This window comes from Saccharothrix syringae (genome assembly GCF_009498035.1).
GTDB lineage: Bacteria > Actinomycetota > Actinomycetes > Mycobacteriales > Pseudonocardiaceae > Actinosynnema > Actinosynnema syringae.
On record NZ_CP034550.1, the window covers coordinates 9,444,273 to 9,463,527 of the forward strand.

19 protein-coding genes are annotated in these 19,255 nt (G+C 73.0%); 5 read left to right on the forward strand and 14 right to left on the reverse strand.

The genetic code is table 11. From position 1 onward, the window contains the following. Position 1 precedes the first annotated feature (1 nt). Positions 2–706, forward strand: coding sequence for an alpha/beta hydrolase family protein (locus EKG83_RS39600; RefSeq protein ID WP_033435927.1), 705 nt, complete (start codon positions 2–4; stop codon positions 704–706). Here EKG83_RS39600 and map read toward each other — a convergent pair. The 6 genes from map to dxr form a co-directional block, all read right to left on the reverse strand. Further along, on the reverse strand, positions 693–1,550 hold the full coding sequence (gene map, locus EKG83_RS39605; RefSeq protein ID WP_033435928.1) for a type I methionyl aminopeptidase: 858 nt from the start codon (positions 1,548–1,550) through the stop codon (positions 693–695). The two genes, EKG83_RS39600 and map, sit on opposite strands and share 14 nt — an antisense overlap. Before the next feature lie 83 nt (positions 1,551–1,633). Further along, on the reverse strand, positions 1,634–3,433 hold the full coding sequence (locus tag EKG83_RS39610) for a penicillin-binding transpeptidase domain-containing protein (RefSeq protein ID WP_084717214.1): 1,800 nt from the start codon (positions 3,431–3,433) through the stop codon (positions 1,634–1,636). A gap of 43 nt (positions 3,434–3,476) precedes the next feature. Then, positions 3,477–4,331 (reverse strand): GNAT family N-acetyltransferase, encoded by an 855-nt coding sequence (locus EKG83_RS39615; protein WP_033435929.1) that lies wholly within the window; start codon positions 4,329–4,331, stop codon positions 3,477–3,479. A gap of 49 nt (positions 4,332–4,380) precedes the next feature. After that, on the reverse strand, positions 4,381–5,538 hold the full coding sequence (gene ispG / locus EKG83_RS39620; RefSeq protein ID WP_153278723.1) for a flavodoxin-dependent (E)-4-hydroxy-3-methylbut-2-enyl-diphosphate synthase: 1,158 nt from the start codon (positions 5,536–5,538) through the stop codon (positions 4,381–4,383). A 16-nt stretch (positions 5,539–5,554) separates the two neighbouring features. Further along, on the reverse strand, positions 5,555–6,751 hold the full coding sequence (locus tag EKG83_RS39625; RefSeq protein WP_033436069.1) for a M50 family metallopeptidase: 1,197 nt from the start codon (positions 6,749–6,751) through the stop codon (positions 5,555–5,557). 2 nt (positions 6,752–6,753) lie between these two features. Continuing rightward, positions 6,754–7,980, reverse strand: coding sequence for a 1-deoxy-D-xylulose-5-phosphate reductoisomerase (gene dxr, locus EKG83_RS39630; RefSeq protein ID WP_153278724.1), 1,227 nt, complete (start codon positions 7,978–7,980; stop codon positions 6,754–6,756). Positions 7,981–8,154: 174 nt separating this feature from the next. Here dxr and EKG83_RS39635 point away from each other — a divergent pair, with 174 nt between their 5' ends. Then, the gene (locus tag EKG83_RS39635; RefSeq protein ID WP_033431425.1) at positions 8,155–8,421 is read left to right on the forward strand and encodes a GlsB/YeaQ/YmgE family stress response membrane protein; all 267 of its coding nucleotides are present in this window, start codon (positions 8,155–8,157) and stop codon (positions 8,419–8,421) included. Positions 8,422–8,559: 138 nt separating this feature from the next. Here EKG83_RS39635 and EKG83_RS39640 read toward each other — a convergent pair whose 3' ends face one another. From EKG83_RS39640 to EKG83_RS39665, 6 genes are read right to left on the reverse strand one after another with little or no spacing between them, the layout of a single operon-like run. After that, the gene (locus tag EKG83_RS39640; protein ID WP_033431426.1) at positions 8,560–9,210 is read right to left on the reverse strand and encodes a response regulator; all 651 of its coding nucleotides are present in this window, start codon (positions 9,208–9,210) and stop codon (positions 8,560–8,562) included. A gap of 3 nt (positions 9,211–9,213) precedes the next feature. Beyond that, positions 9,214–10,857: a sensor histidine kinase gene (locus EKG83_RS39645; RefSeq protein ID WP_033431427.1), complete on the reverse strand. Its 1,644-nt coding sequence runs from the start codon at positions 10,855–10,857 to the stop codon at positions 9,214–9,216. Between the two features lie 40 nt (positions 10,858–10,897). Continuing rightward, positions 10,898–11,722: an ABC transporter permease gene (locus EKG83_RS39650; protein ID WP_033431428.1), complete on the reverse strand. Its 825-nt coding sequence runs from the start codon at positions 11,720–11,722 to the stop codon at positions 10,898–10,900. After that, positions 11,719–12,561 carry an ABC transporter permease gene (locus EKG83_RS39655; RefSeq protein ID WP_033431429.1) on the reverse strand — a complete coding sequence of 281 codons (843 nt, stop codon included), beginning with the start codon at positions 12,559–12,561 and terminating at the stop codon, positions 11,719–11,721. The genes EKG83_RS39650 and EKG83_RS39655 overlap by 4 nt, the downstream gene beginning before the upstream one ends. Further along, a complete protein-coding gene (locus EKG83_RS39660) occupies positions 12,561–13,709 on the reverse strand; it encodes a polyamine ABC transporter substrate-binding protein (protein ID WP_033431430.1) in 1,149 nt (382 codons plus the stop codon). Before EKG83_RS39660 ends, EKG83_RS39655 begins: the two co-directional genes overlap by 1 nt. Next, a complete protein-coding gene (locus tag EKG83_RS39665) occupies positions 13,702–14,862 on the reverse strand; it encodes an ABC transporter ATP-binding protein (RefSeq protein WP_228122386.1) in 1,161 nt (386 codons plus the stop codon). The genes EKG83_RS39660 and EKG83_RS39665 overlap by 8 nt, the downstream gene beginning before the upstream one ends. A 199-nt stretch (positions 14,863–15,061) precedes the next feature. On the opposite strand from EKG83_RS39665, the gene EKG83_RS39670 reads away from it, so the two are divergent. Both EKG83_RS39670 and EKG83_RS39675 read left to right on the forward strand, forming a co-directional pair. Then, the gene (locus tag EKG83_RS39670) at positions 15,062–15,319 is read left to right on the forward strand and encodes a DUF2631 domain-containing protein (protein ID WP_033431431.1); all 258 of its coding nucleotides are present in this window, start codon (positions 15,062–15,064) and stop codon (positions 15,317–15,319) included. Between the two features lie 156 nt (positions 15,320–15,475). Next, entirely contained in the window at positions 15,476–15,967 is a 492-nt protein-coding gene (locus tag EKG83_RS39675; protein ID WP_033431432.1) for a beta-class carbonic anhydrase, read from the forward strand. A gap of 392 nt (positions 15,968–16,359) precedes the next feature. Here the strand turns inward: EKG83_RS39675 and rlmN are convergent, their stop codons facing one another. Then, positions 16,360–17,466, reverse strand: coding sequence for a 23S rRNA (adenine(2503)-C(2))-methyltransferase RlmN (gene rlmN / locus EKG83_RS39680; RefSeq protein ID WP_033431433.1), 1,107 nt, complete (start codon positions 17,464–17,466; stop codon positions 16,360–16,362). Between the two features lie 106 nt (positions 17,467–17,572). Here rlmN and EKG83_RS39685 point away from each other — a divergent pair, with 106 nt between their 5' ends. After that, complete coding sequence (locus tag EKG83_RS39685) at positions 17,573–18,208, forward strand: PadR family transcriptional regulator (protein WP_033431434.1); 636 nt, start codon at positions 17,573–17,575, stop codon at positions 18,206–18,208. A 55-nt stretch (positions 18,209–18,263) separates the two neighbouring features. Here EKG83_RS39685 and EKG83_RS39690 read toward each other — a convergent pair whose 3' ends face one another. Next, entirely contained in the window at positions 18,264–19,247 is a 984-nt protein-coding gene (locus EKG83_RS39690; protein ID WP_033431435.1) for an aldo/keto reductase, read from the reverse strand. Positions 19,248–19,255: the final 8 nt, after the last annotated feature.

Below are 19,255 nucleotides of genomic sequence, written 5' to 3' on the forward strand. Positions count from 1 at the left end.
CATGGTCGACGTGCCCGCCACCGCAGTCCTGGTGCACAGCCCCTACCTCGGACCCGCCAGCCTCCGGCCGCTCGCCGGCGCGCTGGCCGCGCTGGGCCACCCGGTCCTGCTGCTGGACGTGCGCGTCACGGTCAACGCCGCGCCCGTGCACCAGCGCCTGATCGGCGTGTTCGCCGACGCGGTCGAGGACTCCGGGGTCGAGGGCGACCTGGTGCTGGTCGGGCACGGCGCCGCCGGTCCGCTGCTGCCCGCGTTCGCCGACGCCCTGGAGACGCCCGTGCGCGGGCTGGTGTTCCTCGACGCCGAGCTGCCCACGCCCGGCCGGAGCTGGCGCGACGACGCGCCGCCCGAGCGCATGGCGCACCTGAAGTCCATCTCCCGCGACGGCCTGATGCCGCGCTGGGACCTCTGGTTCGCGCCCGAGGCGCTGTCGGCGATGGTGCCCGACGTGCGGCTGCTGGAGGAGATCGTCGGCGAGGCGCCCGAGGTGCCGCTGGCGTTGCTCAAGGAGCCCCGGCCCACCGTGCCGTGGACCGGGCCGTGCTCCTACCTGAGGCTCGGCCCGGCCTGCGACGACGCGGCGGCGCGGGCGGGCGCGCTGGGCTGGCCCGTGGTCCGGCTCGACGCCCACCACCTGGCCGCCGCCACCGCGCCAGGGGACGTGGCGGCGGCGCTGGTGCCGCTGCTCGGCGTCAGCAGAGGGTGAGGATCTCCACGCCGTCGTCGGTCACCAGGACCGTGTGCTCGAACTGGGCGGTCCAGCTCTTGTCGCGGGTGGTGACCGTCCAGCCGTCGTCCCAGATGTCGTGCTCGATGCCGCCGAGGGTGATCATCGGCTCGATGGTGAACGTCATGCCCGGCTCGATCACCGTGGGCACGTGCGGCGCGTCGTAGTGCAGCACCACGAGGCCGCTGTGGAAGGTGCGGCCGATGCCGTGGCCGGTGAAGTCGCGCACCACGCCGTAGCCGAAGCGGTTGGCGTAGGACTCGATGACGCGGCCCACGACGTTGAGCTGCCGGCCCGGCTTGACCGCCTTGATCGCGCGCATGGTGGCCTCGTGGGTGCGCTCGACGAGCAGGCGCACCTCGTCGCTCACGTCGCCGGCGAGGAAGGTGGCGTTGGTGTCGCCGTGCACGCCGCCGATGAAGGCGGTGACGTCGACGTTGACGATGTCGCCGTCCTCGACCACGGTCGAGTCGGGGATGCCGTGGCAGATGACCTCGTTGAGCGAGGTGCAGCAGGACTTCGGGAACCCGCGGTAACCCAGGGTGGACGGGTACGCGCCGTTGTCGCAGAGGAACTCGTGGACGACCGCGTCGATCTCGTCGGTGGTCACCCCGGGCACGACGACCTTGCCCGCCTCCTGCAACGCCTGCGCCGCGAGCCGCCCGGCCACGCGCATCGCCTCGACCACGTCGGGCGGCTGCACCCAGGGGTCGGTGTTGCGCTGGGGTTCGGGCCGGTCGACGTACTCGGGCCGCTCGATCTCGGGCGGCACCGGACGGCGGGGGGACTGCACACCTGGCTGGAGGACGGCACGCACGGACATGCCCCCAGGTTACGGCGCGCCGGGTCGGGTGGTGCGCCGCGTGCCCACTACGCGGGCGCCTCGGCCGTGCCCGGCCGCCCCGTTCACCCCAACGCCGCCAGGAACCGCCCCGACGCCTCCACCGCCGGCGCCGACGAGTTCGTGCCCAGCAGCAGCGTGGCGAAGGCGACGTCCCCCCGGTAGCCGATGAACCAGCCGTGGGAGTTGGTGCCGTCCCCGAACTGCGCCGTGCCGGTCTTGCCGCGCACGTCCCCGTACGGCTGGAGCTGCGTCGCGGACCCCGCCACGACCACCTCGCGCATCATCGCCCGCAGCGGCTCCAGGACCGCCGGGGCGGGCGGGGTCGGGGTGTGGTCCGCCTTGGTCTCCCGACCGGTCAGCAGCGACGGGACGGGCACCTTCCCGGACGCCGCCGTCGCCGCCACCAGCGCCATGCCGAACGGGCTGGCCAGCACCTTCCCCTGGCCGAAGCCGTCCTCGGCCCGCTCCACCACGTCCGTCGCGGGCGGCACCGAGCCGGTGATCGTGGTGACGGCCGGGATCTCGAAGTCGACGCCCAGGCCGAACGAGTCGGCGGCCGCGGTCAGGGCGTCCGGCGTCATCGCGGCCGCGAGCTGCGCGAACGTGGTGTTGCACGACACCGCGAACGCCGTGGTCAGCGGCACGGTGCCCTTGTCGAACTCGCGGTCGTTGGGCACGATCCGCCGACCGTCGACCGTCGTCCTCCCCGGGCACGGCACGGGGGTGTCGGCGGCGACCGCCCCCGACGCGAGGGCCGCCGCGGCGGACACCACCTTGAACGTCGAGCCCGGCGGGTACTGGCCGGTCAGGGCCACCGCGCCCTCCTGGTCGGCCGGGGCGTTCTGCGCCACGGCCAGCACGTCGCCGGTGGTGGCGGACAGCGCGACCAGCATCGCCGCCTGCGGCACCGGCTCCAGCGCGTCCTCGGCCGCGGTCATCACCGCGCGGCTGAGCTTGGTCCCGACGGCCTCGGCGGGCTCGGGCGCCTGCTCGTGCAGCACCTCCACCTCCTCGCCGGCCGCGTTGACGGTGAACACGCGCAGCCCGGCCCGCCCGGAGATGTCCTCCTCCACGAACTTCCGCACCGCGGGCAGCACCTGCGACCCGAACGTGCGCGACGGCGCGAGCAGGCTCTTCTGCGAGGTGAACCGCACGCCCGGCAGGTCGTAGATGGCGGGCTTGACGGTCTGGTAGTCCGCGTCGCGCAGCGCCGCCACCTGGTAGACCTGCCCGGACGGCACCTTCGCCGCGCCCTCGGTGATCGACTGCGGCGTGATCGTGGGGTCGATCGGGTTCAGCGCCGCCGCCAGCGCACCGACCACCGCGTCGCGGTCGCCCGCCTGCGCGGGGTCGAGCAGGACCGACACGACGACCTCCGGCGAGAGCAGCGGCACGCCGTCGCGGTCGAGCACCGGCGCCGGTTCCGGCTTCACCTCGGCCAGGCCCAGCGCCTGCTGCGCGCCGAGCTTCGGGTGGACCGCGGACGGCACCCAGTGCACCTTCCAGTCGTCCTCCTCGCGGCGCAGCTCCAGCTTCGCCTGGTAGCCCCACGCGTGCCCGTGCCCGAGGTCCCAGTCGTAGCCCACCGAAGCCTCGGCCGTGCCCGCGCCGTCGGCCTCGCGCACCTGCTCCACGGTCGTGCGCAGGCCCGCGGGTTTCAGCGCCTCGCGCACCTGGCCCAGCAGCTCCCGGGCCCCGCCCGGGTCGTCGGTGACCGCCGCGGCGCCGTCGAGGTCGCCGGCCGCCACCCTGGTCAGGAAGTCGTTGGTCACCTCGTCCGGGCCGGGGCGGGAGGAGAACAGGCCGCAGCCGCTGACGAGCAGCAGCACGGCCCCGGACAGGGCCAGCGTGCGCGCGATCACGGCGCCGAGTATGCCCGCACGCCGGGCCGGGGCTCGCGCAGGTTCAGAACAGCACGGTGGCGTACCGGCCGACCTGGGTGAAGCCGATCTTGCGGTAGGCGGCCCTGGCGACGTCGTTGTAGGAGTTGACGTACAGCGACGCGGTCCGGCCCATGCCCCTGACCAGGCGTTCCGCCACCGCCGCGGTGCCCGCCGCGCCGATGCCGCACCCGCGCCGGTCCGGCCGCACCCACACGCCCTGGATCTGGCCGACCTTGCCCGACATGGCGCCGATCTCGGCCTTGAACACCACGTCGCCGCCCTCGAACCGGGCGAACGCCCGCCCACCCGCGATCAGCTCGGCCACCCGCGCCCGGTAGGACGCGCCGCCGTCCTCGGCGCACGGGTCGACGCCGACCTCCTCGATGAACATGGCGATGGCCGCGGGCAGGTACCGGTCCAGCTCGTCGGGCCGCACCGGGCGCACCAGCGGGTCGAGCGGGATCGACGGGCTGCCGTCCAGCGCCATCAGCGGCTGGTCGGCGCGCACCTCGCGGGCCGGGCCCCAGTCGGGGGCCAGCTCCTCCCACAGGCCGAGCACCTGCTCGGCGGGCCCGACCAGGGACGAGCACATCCGGCCCCGGCGACGCGCCCGGTCGGCGAAGCTGCGCAGCGCCGCGGCGTCGCCGCACAGCGGGATCAGGTTCGGACCGGCGAAGCACAGGGCGTCGACCCGGCCGCCGCGCAGCGACCGCTGGTCGTACGCCCAGACCTCACCACCGAGCCGCCACGGGTCGAGGCCGGCGACCTCGACCCTGGCCGCGACCATGCAGGACGCCACCGGGTCGGCGGCGAGCACCGCGAGGACCTCGGGCAGGTCCCGCTCGTCGAGCAAACGCGCGCCAGCGAGCCTCAACACGGCTCAAGCGTGCCAGATGGACCGGTGGTCGCGCGCGTCGGACACCCGCTCAGCCGACCGTCACCACCGGCTGGGCACCCTCGACGGGCTCGCCCATCTCCTCGGCGATGCGCATGGCCTCCTCGATCAGGGTCTCCACGATCTGGTGCTCCGGCACGGTCTTGACGACCTGGCCCTTGACGAAGATCTGGCCCTTGCCGTTGCCCGACGCCACCCCGAGGTCGGCCTCCCGCGCCTCGCCCGGCCCGTTGACCACGCAGCCCATCACCGCCACCCGCAGCGGCACCTCCAGGCCCTCCAGGCCCGCGGTGACCTGCTCGGCCAGCGTGTAGACGTCCACCTGGGCGCGTCCGCACGACGGGCAGGAGACGATCTCCAACTTGCGCGGGCGCAGGTTGAGCGACTGCAGGATCTGGTGCCCGACCTTGACCTCTTCGACGGGCGGCGCGGACAGCGAGACCCGGATCGTGTCGCCGATGCCCTGCCGCAGCAGCGCGCCGAACGCCACCGCCGACTTGATCGTGCCCTGGAACGCCGGACCCGCCTCGGTCACGCCCAGGTGCAGCGGGTAGTCGCACTGCTCGGCCAGCAGCTCGTAGGCCCGGATCATCACCACCGGGTCGTTGTGCTTCACGCTGATCTTCAGGTCGTGGAAGTCGTGCTCGGCGAACAGCGACGCCTCCCACAACGCCGACTCCGCCAACGCCTCCGGCGTGGCCTTGCCGTACTTGGCCAGCAACCGCGGGTCCAGCGACCCGGCGTTGACCCCGATCCGGATCGGCGTGCCGTGGTCCCGCGCCGCCCGCGCGATCTCGCGGACCTTGTCGTCGAAGCGCTTGATGTTGCCCGGGTTGACCCGCACCGCCGCGCAGCCGGCCTCGATCGCGGCGAAGACGTACTTGGGCTGGAAGTGGATGTCCGCGATCACCGGGATCTGCGACTTGCGCGCGATCGCCGACAGGGCGTCCGCGTCGTCCTGCGACGGGCACGCCACCCGCACGATGTCGCAGCCCGCCGCGGTCAACTCCGCGATCTGCTGCAACGTCGCGTTCACGTCCGCCGTGACCGTCGTGGTCATCGACTGCACCGACACCGGGAACTCCGACCCGACCCCCACCGACCCCACCATCAGCTGACGGGTGCGCCGCCGCTCCGACAACACGGGGGGCGGCATCGCCGGGATGCCGAGCATGACGCCGTCGCTCATCGCGCTGAAATACCTCTCACTGGCCGAGTCGGATGGGGTTGACGATGTCCGCGGTGACCGTCAGCAGCGTGACGGCGCCACCGACGAAGATCACGAAGTAGGTCAGCGGCAGCAGCCGCAGGTAGTTCACCGGCGCACCGACGGGCAGGCCCCGCAGGCCCCGCACCCAGTTTCGCACCCGTTCGTAGAGGTTGACCGCGATGTGACCACCGTCAAGCGGCAGCAGGGGCAGGAGGTTGAACACACCGACGAAGAAGTTCAGGCCGGCGAGCATGAGCCAGAAGAACTGCCACAGGCCCTGCTCCACCGCCTCGCCGCCGAGCCGGCTCGCGCCGACCACGCTGACCGGGCTGTCCACGTCGCGCTCGGCGCCGCCGATGGCCTCGATGACCGCGGGGATCTTCTCGGGGAACCGCAGCAGGCCCTGCCAGGTGTTGGCGAACATGTCGCCGGTGTACTCGGTGGCCCCGCCCAGCGCGGTCAGCGCGTTGTAGTCGAACTCGCGCTGGTGGATGATCCCGATCGCGCCGACCTCGCGCTTGTAGGTCGAGCCGTCCTTGCGCTGCAGCTCCCGCTCGACCCGCGCCACGTCGACGTTGAGGGTCAGCTCCTGCCCGTCGCGCCGGACCCTGAACTCGGTCGCGCCGACCCGGTCGCGGGTCACCCGCAGCACGTCCGACCAGGTCGGCGTGGCGGTCCCGGCCACGGCCAGGACCTCGTCGCCCGCCCGGAAGCCCGCGTCCCGGGCCGGTGCGGGCGCGCCGGGGGCGCAGTCGGCCGAGGTGCCGCTCTGCACGCACTGGCTGACCTCGGCGACCAGCGGGGTGTCGCGCAGGTTCGGCAGGCCCATGGTGAAGGCCATCACGTACAGGATGACGAAGCCGAGGATGAAGTGCGTGATGGAGCCCGCGGAGAGCACGATCACGCGCTTCCAGGTCTTCTGCCGGTAGAAGGCGCGCCGCTCGTCCTCGGGGCGGACCTCCTCCAGCGCGGTCATGCCGGTGATCTCGCAGAACCCGCCGGCCGGGATGGCCTTGAGGCCGTACTCGGTCTCGCCGCGGCGGAACGAGAAGATCTTGGGGCCGAACCCGATGAAGTAGCGGGTGACCTTCATCCCGAACATCTTCGCGGTGCCCAGGTGGCCCAGCTCGTGCAGCGCGATGGAGATGCCGATGAGCAGCGCGAACAGCAGGATGCCGAAAAAGTAGACCACTGTCAGCCCAGTCCTTCCCGCGAGCCCACCGAGGTGGCCACGAGTTCCCGTGCCCGTACCCGGGCCCACTGCTCCGCCGCGAGCACCTCGGCGACGTCCGCCGGTTCCCGCGCCCAGCCGCCCGCCTCCGCCAGCACCCGCTCGACAGTGTCCACGATGGAGGTGAACGGCGTGCCACCGGCGAGGAAGACCGCTACGGCCTCCTCGTTGGCGGCGTTGTAGACGGCCGGCAGGCAACCCCCGCCGGAGCCCGCCTGCCTGGCCAGCCGCACCGCCGGGAAGGTCTCGTCGTCCAGCGGCTCGAACGTCCAGGCGGTTGCCACGTCGAAGGTACACGCGGACGCGGCGCCCGGGACGCGGTCGGGCCAGCCCAGGGCCAGCGCGATCGGCAGGCGCATGTCGGGCGGGCTGGCCTGGGCCAGCGTGGAGCCGTCGGTGAAGGTCACCATCGAGTGGATCACCGACTGCGGGTGCACGACCACGTCGACGCGGTCGTACGGCACCCCGAAGAGCAGGTGCGCCTCGATCAGCTCCAGGCCCTTGTTGACCAGGGTGGCCGAGTTGACCGTGATGACCGGGCCCATCGACCACGTGGGGTGGGCCAGGGCCTCGCCCGCGGTCACGCCGGCCAGCCCGTCGCGGGTGCGGCCGCGGAACGGGCCGCCGGAGGCGGTGAGCACCAGCCGGGCGACCTCGTCGGACCGGCCGCCGCGCAGGCACTGGGCCAGCGCGGAGTGCTCGGAGTCGACCGGCACGAGCTGCCCCGGCTTCGCGGCCCTGAGCACCAGCGGGCCGCCCGCGATCAGCGACTCCTTGTTGGCCAGGGCCAGGGTCGCGCCGGTGGCCAGCGCGTGCAGCGTCGGCTCCAGCCCGATGGAGCCGGTGATGCCGTTGAGCACCACGTCCGCCGGGGTGGAGTCGACCAGGTCGGTCATCGCGGTGGGACCCGCCAGCACGCGCGGCAGCTTGAACCGCCCGCGCGAGTAGCCGCGCTTCTGCGCCTCGGCGTAGAGGGCGAGGGTGACGTCCTCGACCGCGGTGGCCCGCGCGACCGCGACGGCCTCGACCCCGTGCTCGACGGCCTGCGCGGCCAGGGTGGCCGGGTCCGCGCCCCCGGCGGCCAGCCCGGCGACGGCGAAGCGGTCCCGGTTGGCGGCGATGACGTCGAGGGCCTGGGTGCCGATCGAGCCGGTGGACCCGAGGACCAGGACGGTGCGTGGTGTGCTCATCACGCGCCATTGTCCCGGACGCCCCCAAGCCGTCCGGGGCGCCCCGGACTCGGTCACGGCGGTGGTTTGATAACAGAACGATAACTAGCGCGTTTTCTCACTCGAACGTGGGCACTCCCCGATCAAGCGCCGCGACGGATCCGCCCGCCGCGGCCTTCAGGAAGGAGAGCCCCCGTGGGCATCTTGGGTTGGATCATTCTCGGCCTGATCGCGGGTGCCATCGCCAAGGCCATCATGCCTGGTCGGGACCCCGGTGGCATCATCATCACGATGCTGCTCGGCATCGTCGGCGCCATCATCGGCGGCTTCGTCGGCCGCGCGATCTTCGGGTCCGACATCAACTCGTTCTTCGACCTGAGCACGTGGCTGCTGGCCATCCTCGGCTCGCTGATCGTGCTCGGCGTCTACCGGCTGGTGACCGGCAACCGTGCCAGGGCTTGACGCTTGACCGCCCACCCGGGCGGGCTTGAACCCTGAAGCGCGACCCCCGTCGACCCCCTCGTCGACGGGGGTCGCGCCGCGTTCACGGCCGAACCGGCCTGGTCAACGCCCTCGCCACCCGGTCCGCAAACGCTTGCGTCACCCCGCCAACCCGGCGTCCCGGGCCAGCAGCGCCGCCTGCACCCGGTTGGTCAGCCCCAGCTTCGCCAGCAGCCTGCTCACGTAGGTCTTCACGGTCGCCTCGCTCATGTGCAGCCGCTGCCCCACGTCCGCGTTCGACATGCCCAGCCCCAGCAGGGCCAGCACCTCGACCTCGCGCTCGGTCAGCCCCGCCACCTGGCGCACCGCCTCCTGCCGGCGCGGCTGGCCCACCTGGGCGACCATCCCGACCACCCGGCTGGTCACCATGGGCGACAGGTACGCCTCGCCCGCGTGCACCGCGCGCACCGCCCGCAGCAGCTCCTCCGGCGCCGAGTCCTTGAGCAGGAACCCGGCCGCGCCGTCCGACAGCGCCCGGACGATGTTGTCGTCCTCGCCGAACGTGGTCAGCACCACGACCCGCACCGAGGGCGCCACCGACCGCAGCTCGCGCGCCGCGGCCAGCCCGTCCAGCCGCGGCATGCGGATGTCGAGCACGGCGACGTCCACCCGCCGCTCCTGCGCCACCCGCACGGCCTCCCGCCCGTCACCCACCTCGGCGACCAGCTCGATGTCGTCGGCGGTGCCGAGGATGGCCTTGATGCCCGCGCGCATCAGCGGTTCGTCGTCGGCGATGAGGACCCGGATCAACGCTCACATCCCCTGCAGGTGGGTGTTCTTCTCGACCAGCTTCCCGCCGGCGAAGCAGAACCGCACGATCCTGGTGGCCTGCGAGCTGTAGCTCTGCTCGTCGGCCACCAGGTAGCGGCACTCCGCGCCGGCGGGCTCGGGCGCCGCGTCCGACCGGACGTCGCCCAGGGGCGGTTCGGCGCCGCCGGGCAGCCGCGCGACCACCTCGGCCTGCGACTGGCCCACCTCGATGGAGTCGAACAGCTCCCGGTCGACGACCTTGGTCACGGGCTGGCTGCCGATCCAGGTGTAGCCGCCGACCACCACGACCACCACGACCCCGGCCAGCAGGATCGAGCCGACGCCCGCCCACTTGCGGATGCCGGCCGGGCGGGCGGGCTCGACCAGGTCCTCGGCGGGCTCGTCGGCGGGTTCGTCGCCCGCCGCGGCGGTGTCCTCGTAGGGCAGCACGGCCGCGATCCGGAACCCGCCGGCCGGCAGCTCGCCGACGTGCAGCATCCCGCCCGCCAACCGCACCCGCTCGCCCAGGCCGACCAGGCCGAACCCGGCGCCCTTGGGCCGCCGGACCGGCGGCGGGTCGTTGCGGACCTCCACCACCAGCGCGTCCGGCTCGTACTTCACGGTCACCCGCACGCCCGCGCCCGGCGCGTGCTTGCTGGCGTTGGTCAGGCCCTCCTGGGCGATGCGGTACGCGGCGTGGCTGACCTTCGCGGGCAGCGGCACCGGCTGCCCGCCGCGCACCAGCCCCGCCCGCACCCCGGCCCGCCGCGCGCCCTCGACCAGCTCGTCGATCGCGTCCACGGTGCCCCGGACGTGGTCCTCCTCGGGCTCCTCGGTGCGCCGCAGCACGCCGATGACGCCGCGCAGCTCCTCCATGGCGGTCAGCGCCGCGCTGCGCAGCACCTGGACCGCCTCGCGCTGGCGCTCGCCGAGCCCGGTGTCCAGCGCCAGCGCGCCCGCGTGCACGGAGATCAGGCTGAGCCGGTGGCCGAGGCTGTCGTGCATGTCCTGCGCGATCCGGTTGCGCTCGCGCAGCCGCACCTGGCGCGAGACCATCCGCCGCTCGCGCACCTCGCGCTCCTCGCGCTCCTGCAACGCCGCCACCAGCGCGTGGCGCTGCGCGGCGTACCGGCCGACCAGGAACGGCAGCGCGACGACCATGCCGTACACGGTCAGCATCACCCACGACCCGAACGGCCCGGACAGGCCCGGGGTGGACACGTCCCAGGCCAGGATGTGCAGCGCCAGCGCGAGCACCGCGGTGAGCAGCGCCCGCTGCCACGGCACCACCCGGTAGCCCGCCGCGTAGGCCAGCATGATGACCAGCGCGATGCCGCCGTGCTCGGCGCTGAACACCACCCACGTGGCGGCCAGCAGGGCCACCGCCGGGAACAGCAGCCGCAGCAGGTACAGCGCCGTGTAGCCCACGGCCATGACCGCCACCGCCCACGCCGGCAGCTCGGTGTAGCCGCCGATCAGGCCGGGGAACACGTCCAGCACGAGCAGCACCAGCACCGCGACCACCTCGCGGCCCGCGCGCCACCGGGTGATCCCGCCCAGGCGCTCGGCGTGGTCCCGCAGGAACGCCGCGGGCGCGTCCCGGAGGTCCGGCAGGTCGAGCCGGAACCGCTGCACGACAGAGGTCACGGGCGCCCACGGTAGCCAAGCACCGCGGTGCCGTCTGCGTTCATCGGTCGCGGCCGGCCTCGACGAAAGTTGACGCGGTGCCGGTTCTGCGGGCCCGCCAGGCGGCCGCCAGCACACCGGCGACCAGCAGCAGCGCGCTCACCGCCACCAGCAGCGTGGACAGCGCCACGATCTCCGGCGACACGCCCCGCTTGCTCGCCTGCGCGTAGACGAACACCGGCAGCGTGGTGGAGCCGACGCCGGTCAGGTAGCTCGACGTCACCACGTCGTCGAACGACAGCAGGAACGCGAACGCCGCGCCCGCCGCCACCGCCGGTGCCACCAGCGGCCAGGTGACCGTGCGGAACGCCACCAGCGGGCTCGCGCCGAGGTCCGCGGCGGCCTCCTCCAGCCGCGCGTCCATGCCCGCGACCCGGGACCGCACCACCACGACCACGAAGCTGAGCGAGAACGCCACGTGCGCGGCCAGCAGCGCGCCGAAGCCCAGCGGGATGCCCGCGAGCTTCACGCAGAACCCCAGCAGCGCCACGCCCAGCACCACCTCGGGCACCACCAGCGGCAGGCTCAGCAGCACCGTCCACGGGCCGCGCCCCGGGAACGCCCGCCGCAGGCCGAACGCGGCCAGCGTGCCGATCGCGGTGGAGACCAGGGCGCTGGTCAGCGCCAGGCGCAGGGACAGGCCCAGCGCCTGGAGCACCCGGTCGTCCTCGAAGAGCCGGGCGTACCAGCGCGTGGACAGCCCGGTGATCCGGCTCAGCGACCGGGAGTCGTTGAACGACACCAGCGCCAGCCACGCGATCGGCGCGTACAGGAACAGGAACACCAGCCCGGCCACGCCGCCGAGCACCCACGGCCGCCGGGTCACAGCACGTCCTCCCCGCGCCGGCCGCGCAGCACCAGCACGACCACCACCAGCACCAGCAGCAGCACCGCCATCGCCGACCCGAGCGGCCAGTTGTTGCCGCCGCGGAACTGGTCGTCGATCACGCTGCCGAAGGTCGACTGCTCGACCCCGCCGAGCAGCCGCGGCGTCACGAAGTCGCCCGCCGAGGGCACCAGGACCAGCAGCGACCCGGCCAGCACGCCCGGCGCCACGCCCGGCAGCACCACCCGCAGGAAGGTCGACGCGCGCCCGTGCCCGAGGTCGTGGGACGCCTCCACCAGGCGGTGGTCGAACCGCTCGCACGCCACGTACAGCGGCAGCACCATGAAGGGCAGGAACCCGTAGGTCAGGCCCAGCACCACGGCGGCGTGGGTGAGCAGGAACCCGCCCTCGCGGTCCAGGCCGACGTAGCCGAGCAGGGTGTTGACCAGGCCCTCGCCGTCCAGCAGCGCCTTCCACGCGTAGATCCGGGCCAGGTAGCTGGACCAGAACGGCACCAGCACGGCCGCCAGCAGCGCGGTCCGGTACCGGCCGCCGTGCCGGGCGGTGAACCACGCCAGCGGGAAGCCCAGCAGCAGGCACAGCACCGTGGTGGCGCCCGCGTAGGCCAGGGTGCGGCCGAAGATCGGCAGGAACGCCGGGTCCAGCGCGGTCGCGTACGCCTGCGCGGTCCACGGCAGCACCGCCCGCGCCACGCCCGTGTCGCGGGTGGCGAAGCTGAACTGCACCACCAGCGCCAGGGGCGCGATCAGGAACAGGCCCAGCCACAGCCCGGTCGGCGCGAGCAGACCGGTGGCGACGAGCCAGCGGGGACGTGCCATCAGCCGGTCTTGACCCTGGTCCAGGCGTCGGCGTAGCGGGCCTCCGCCTCCGGGCCGAGGTCCTTGGTGAACGGCAGCTTGGCCAGCTGCTCGTCCGAGGGGTAGACCAGCGGGTCGTTCAGCAGGTCCGGCTCGATGAGCGGCTTGGCGGCCTCGTTGGGGCTGCCGTAGCGGATGGCGTTGGCCAGCGCCGCGCCGACCTCGGGCTCCAGCACGTAGTTGATGAACTTGTGCGCGTTCTCGGCGTGCGGCGCGTCCTTGGGCACGCACAGCAGGTCCACGTAGGACAGACCGCCCTCGGCGGGGATGGCGTAGGCGACGTCGGGGTTGGTGTCGCGGGCCTGGAAGGCGTCGCCGGAGTACGCCTGCGCGAGCGGCACCTGGCCGGAGGTCAGCGGCTCGATCACGTCGGAGGTGATCTGGCCGAGCTTCTTCTTCAGCTCCAGCAGCGCGGTCACCGCCTCGGCGAGCTGCTTCTCGTCGGAGGTGTTCGGGTCGTGCCCGAGCACCAGCAGCCCCACGGCCAGGCCGTCGCGGGCCTCGTCCAGGATCGTGGCGCGGCCCCGCGCGGCGGCCAGGTCGTAGGCGGAGAACCCGGTCACCTCGCCCAGCTGGGAGGTGGAGTAGGCCAGGCCCGTGGTGCCCCAGGCCCACGGCACGGAGTACTGGTTGCCCGGGTCGTAGTCGGCCTCGGTGAACCGCTTCCCCAGGTTCTTCAGGTTGGGCAGCAGGTCGTGGTCGAGCGGCGAGAGCAGGCCGGAGCGCAGGAACCGGCGCAGGAAGTTGTCGCTGGGCACCACGAGGTCGTAGCCCGCCGCGCCGGAGGCGATCTTGGCCTCCATCTCGTCGTTGGTGCTGAAGTTGTCGTAGGTGACCTCGACGCCGGACGCCTCGGTGAAGCCCGACAGGGTGTCCGGCGCGATGTAGTCGGTCCAGTTGTAGAAGTTCAGCTTCGGCTCGGCCTGCGCGTTGGTCGCCCTGACCTTCGTGGAGGGGGTGGTGCTCGGGCCGCTCGGCGCGCTGCCCACGCCGCACGCGCCGGTGGCGGCCAGCGCGAAGAACGCGGTGGAGCGCAGCATCGTCCGGCGCGTCACCCGAGCGGTGTCGACGTCCCACAAACGGGCGATCCGGAGGTTCTTCTCAGTCATCAGCGCTCTCCAGCAGCACGGTGAAATCGGGGTCCCAGGCCATGCGCACGGGTTGTCCGGGCGAGCCCGCGTCGGCGACGCGGCGGGTGTTCTGCGCGAACGCGACCAGCCCCGCCCCGCCGGGCACGTCCACCGCGTACTGCGTGGACACACCGGTGTAGACGACGTCGCGGACGGTGCCGGTGAGCACGCACCAGCCGGCCGGCGGGTCGTCGTCCAGGTCGTGCAGGTGCACCTTCTCCGGGCGCACGGTCGCCGCGACCCGCTGCCCGTGCCGGACCACCCGCCGGTGCAGCGGTGCCCGCAGGCCGGTCACGCCCGGCGCGTCGAGCAGCGCCCAGCCGCCGTCCACGCCGGAGACCCGCGCGTCGAGGATGTTGGAGGTGCCGATGAACCCGGCCACGAACCGGGTCGCCGGGCGCTCGTAGACGTCCTCCGGGTAGCCGACCTGCTCCAGGCGCCCGGCGTTCATCACCGCGATGCGGTGCGACAGCACCAGCGCCTCCTCCTGGTCGTGCGTGACGTACAGGAACGTCGTGCCGACCTCGCGCTGGATGCGCATCAGTTCGATCTGGAGCTCCTTGCGCAGCACCGCGTCCAACGCGCCCAGCGGCTCGTCGAGCAGGAGGAGGCGGGGTCCCGCGGCGAGGGCGCGGGCGATGGCGACCCGCTGCTGCTGGCCGCCGGACAGCTGCGCCGGCCGCCGCTTGGCGTACTGCTGGAGTCGAACCAGTTCCAGGTGCTCACCGACCACCTTCTTCAGCTCCGTGCCGCGCACGCCCTTGCGCCTCACCCCGTAGGCGACGTTGTCCCACACCGACATGTGCGGGAACAGGGCGTAGGACTGGAAGACGGTGTTGACGTCCCGCCGGTAGGGCGGGACGCCCACCATGTCCACGCCGTCCAGCTCGATCCTGCCCGCGGTCGGGTGCTCGAAGCCGGCGATCATGCGCAGCAGCGTCGTCTTCCCGCAGCCGGAGGGGCCGAGCACCGAGAAGAACTCGCCCTCGTGCACCCGCAGCGTGATCCCGTCCACGGCCGTCTGGTCCGCGAAGCGCTTGGTGACGCCGTGCAGCCCGACCTCGACGGGGGCGAAGGTGTCGGGCATGCGTTCCTCGGCCGGGTGGAAGCCGTGGACCGGCTCGTCGGTCAACCTGGTCGCCTTTCCTGGTCCGTCGCGCCTTTTGGGCAGCGCCGAGCCGTGGTTCGACGGGCTGGGTGCGGTGCGGACCGGCGCGAGGGCCGAGGGTAGACGCCGCGGCGGTGCCGCGCACCTCACGTCTCATCCGGAGCGGTGGTGTGCGACGATGGCGGCGAACGTGAACGTGATCGGGCAGGAAGGTCGTGCGGCTGTGTCTTCGTCCTCTGAGCTGGACAGGCGTCCGGCGGTCGACCCCCACGACGAGCCGTCGGCCGAGTGGGGCTGGCACGGCACCTTCCCCAAGGGCATCAGGATCGCGGGCTGGCTGTCCACCCTCGCGGTGTTCTCGCTGCTGATCGGCAACCACCGGGGCCGGGTCGAGAACGTGTGGGTCATCGCGGTGGGCGTGGCCATGGCGCTGGGCCTGATCTGGCTCCAGGTGCGCAGCCGGACGTCCTGGCGGCGCTGAGCCCACCCGTGCGGGTCGGTGGACCAACGGCTGGGTGGTAACCGGCCATTCGGTCCCACCCGCTGAACACCGCTTGCCCGCGTGCGCATGCGGCGATTGGCTCGTCCTCACCCACCGCAGTCGCGGTGCTACTCATAGTAGAAGAGGACTCGCGTCATGAGCGTCACCGACGAACTCCTGGCCAACAACGCCGCGTACGCCGAGCAGTTCTCCGGCCCGCTGCCCCTGCCGCCGTCCAAGGGGGTCGCCGTGGTGGCGTGCATGGACGCGCGCATCGACGTCTACCGGGTGCTCGGGCTCAACGAGGGCGAGGCGCACGTCATCCGCAACGCGGGCGGCGTGGTGACCGAGGACGAGATCCGGTCCCTGGCGATCAGCCAGCGCCTGCTGGGCACGCGCGAGGTGATCCTGATCCACCACACCGACTGCGGCATGCTCACCTTCACCGACGACGGGTTCAAGCGGTCGATCCAGGACGAGGTGGGCGTGAAGCCGACGTGGGCGGCGGAGGCGTTCACCGACGTGGACGAGGACGTGCGGCAGTCGGTGGCGCGCATCCGCAACAGCCCGTTCGTGCCGGTGAAGGACTCGGTCCGCGGCTTCGTGTTCGACGTGGCCACGGGGAAGCTGCGCGAGGTGAAGGACTAGCGGGGCGCGGCGACCCGGTGCACGTCGCAGTACCCGACGTGCACCCGCTGCCACCGGCCATCTCGGCGCAGCAGTGCGTGCCGGGTTCCTCGTGCAGGTGCCGGGGCACTCCTCGACCAGCCGGCGCAGCGGCAGGTGGACCGGGGTGCGCGGGGAGCGGGCCGCCGGTTCCCGGGCCATCGCCGGCTCCGGGGCGTTGTCCACGGTGAGCCGCACGCCGCGGTGGCCCTCGTGCGGCGGGGCGTGCGCGATCGGGCGGACCACCCGGCACTCGTCGCGCCCCGAGCGCACGTGGCCGACGGGCACGCGCCGGCGCCGACCTGCGGACGTCCCCTTTCGACAGGGGCGCGGTAGGCGCGCCGCAGATCGGTCGACCAGCGGTTTCCCCGGGCTCAGCCCTCGGCGGCGAGCTGGCCGCAGGCCGCGGCGATCTCCTGGCCCCTGGTGTCGCGCACGGTGCAGGCCACGCCCTGGTCGTTGACCCGGCGGACGAACTCGCGCTCCACCGGCTTGGGCGAGGCGTCCCACTTCGACCCCGGCGTGGGGTTCAGCGGGATGACGTTGACGTGCACCAGTTGGCCCAGGTGCCTCCGCAGGGTCTTCCCCAGCAGGTCGGCGCGCCACGGCTGGTCGTTGACGTCCCGGATCAGCGCGTACTCGATCGAGACCCGGCGGCCGGTCTTGTCCGCGTACCCGCGGGCCGCCTCCAGCACCTCGGCGACCTTCCACCGGGTGTTGACCGGCACCAGCGTGTCGCGCAGCTCGTCGTCCGGCGTGTGCAGCGAGACGGCCAGCCTGACCTGGAGGTTCTCCTCGGTCAGCTTCCGGATCGCGGGCACCAGCCCGACCGTGGACACGGTCACCGACCGCTGCGAGATCCCCAGCCCCGCGGGCGCCGGGTCGCAGATGCGGTGGATCGCCTCGACCACCCGCTTGTAGTTGGCCAGCGGCTCGCCCATGCCCATGAACACGATGTTCGACAGGCGCCCGGGCCCGCCCGGCAGCTCGCCGTCGCGCATGGCCGCCGCGCCGCGGCGCACCTGGTCGACGATCTCCGCGGTGGACAGGTTGCGGGTCAGGCCGCCCTGGCCGGTGGCGCAGAACGGGCACGCCATGCCGCAGCCGGCCTGTGACGAGATGCACAGCGTCGCCCGGTCCGGGTAGCGCATGAGCACGCTCTCGACCAGCGTGCCGTCGTGGGCGCGCAGCAGCGTCTTGCGCGTGGTGCCGCCGTCGGCCTCGACGCTGCGCAGCTCGGTCCACAGCGGCGGCATGAGGTCGTCGACGAGCCTGGTCCGCGCGTCGGCCGGGATGTCGGTCATCGCGTCGGGGTCGACGGTGAGCCGGCTGAAGTAGTGGTTCGACAGCTGCGCGGCGCGGAACGGCTTCTCGCCGAGCGCCACCACCGCCTCCCTGCGCTGGTCGGCGGAGAGATCGGCGAGGTGGCGCGGCGGCAGGCCGCGCTTGGGCGCGTCGAAGACGAGGGGGAGAGCAGTCATGGCACTTCCAGTGTCCCACGCCCGCGGAGTGTCCTTCACCGTTGCATCGCGATCGGTTCCGATATATCGTAGATACGTCAAGACCGATCGACGACAGGAGTCAACGATGCGTTTCCACCACGAACACCTCCAGCACCGCCTGCACCACCTCCGCGAGCGCGGCGGTGACCCGCGGTTCGGCGGCGGCTTCCGCGGCCGCTTCCCGCTCCCGCCGGACGCGCCGTTCCCGCCCGAGCCACCGGGCTTCCCGGGGCACGGCCGCGGCCACGGTCGCGGCAGGCAGCGGAAGGGCAACGTCCGCGTGGCGGTGCTGACGCTGCTGGTCGAGCGGCCGATGCACGGCTACGAGATGATCCAGGAGATCGGCCGCCGCACCGACGGCCTCTGGCGGCCCAGCCCCGGCTCGGTCTACCCGACCCTCCAGCTGCTGGCCGACGAGGGCCTGGTCTCCGTCGACGAGGAGGCGGGCGGCAAGAAGCTGTTCACGCTCACCGAGACCGGTCGCGCGGAGGCCGCCAAGCACGAGGGCACGCCGCCGTGGCAGCAGGTCAACGACGAGCTGGACGGCGAGGTCCTCAAGCTGCTCACCGCCTCGCGCAACCTGGGCGCGGCGATGCAGCAAATGGCCTACGCGGGCACGCGCGAGCAGAAGTCCCGGGCCGTCGCGGTCCTCGACGAGGCCCGCCGCAGGCTCTACGCGATCCTGGGCGAGCTGGACGTCGAGGACGACACGGACGAGTGACGCCGGAAAAAGCCGCCGCCCCGGGGGACGTCCCCCGGGGCGGCGGCTTCGAGACCTACCAGCGGTCGTGGACCAGCGGCCGGACCAGCTCGTCGTAGACCGCGCGCACCTCGTTCCGCACGTCCTCGGGCAGCGGGGCGAGGTCCGCGGCCGCCGAGTTGGCCCGCGCCTGGTCGGCGTTGCGGGCGCCGGGGATGACCACGGTGACGCCGGGCTGGTCGACGATCCACCGCAGCGCGAACTGGGCCATGGTCGCCCCGGCGGGCACCAGCGGCCGCAGCCGCTCCACCGCCTCCAGGCCGACCTCGTACGGCACGCCGGAGAACGTCTCGCCGACGTCGAACGCGTCGCCGTTGCGGTTGTAGTTGCGGTGGTCGTCCGCGCCGAACTCGGTCGACCGGGTGTACTTGCCCGACAGCAGGCCCGAGGCCAGCGGCACGCGGGCGATGACCGCCACGCCGGCCTCCGCCGCCGCGGGCAGCACCCGCTCCAGCGGCTTGAGCCGGAAGGCGTTGAGGATGATCTGGACGCTGGCCACGTTGGGCCGGGCGATCGCGGTCAGCGCCTCCTCGGCGGTCTCCACGCTCACGCCGTAGGCGGCGACCCGCTTGGCCTCGACCATCTCGTCGAGCGCGTCGAACACCTCGTCGGTGGAGTACACCGGCGTCGGCGGGCAGTGCAGCTGGACCAGGTCCAGGGTGTCCACGCCGAGGTTGGCGCGCGACCGGTCGTTCCAGGCCAGGAAGTTCTCCCTGGAGTAGTTCTCCGGCACCTGGTCGACCCGGCGGCCCATCTTGGTGGCCACGGTGATGCCGGCGTCCCCGCGCTCGCGCAGGAACTTGCCCACCAGGGTCTCGCTGCGGCCGTCGCCGTAGACGTCGGCGGTGTCGAAGAAGTCCACGCCGGTGTCCGCGGCGGCGTGCAGCACCGCCAGCGCGTCGGACTCCTCGACCTGACCCCAGTCCGCGCCGAGCTGCCAGCAGCCCAGCCCGACCACGCCGACCTGCCGACCCAACCTGCGCGCGTTCCTCTGCTCCACGGGCGCCA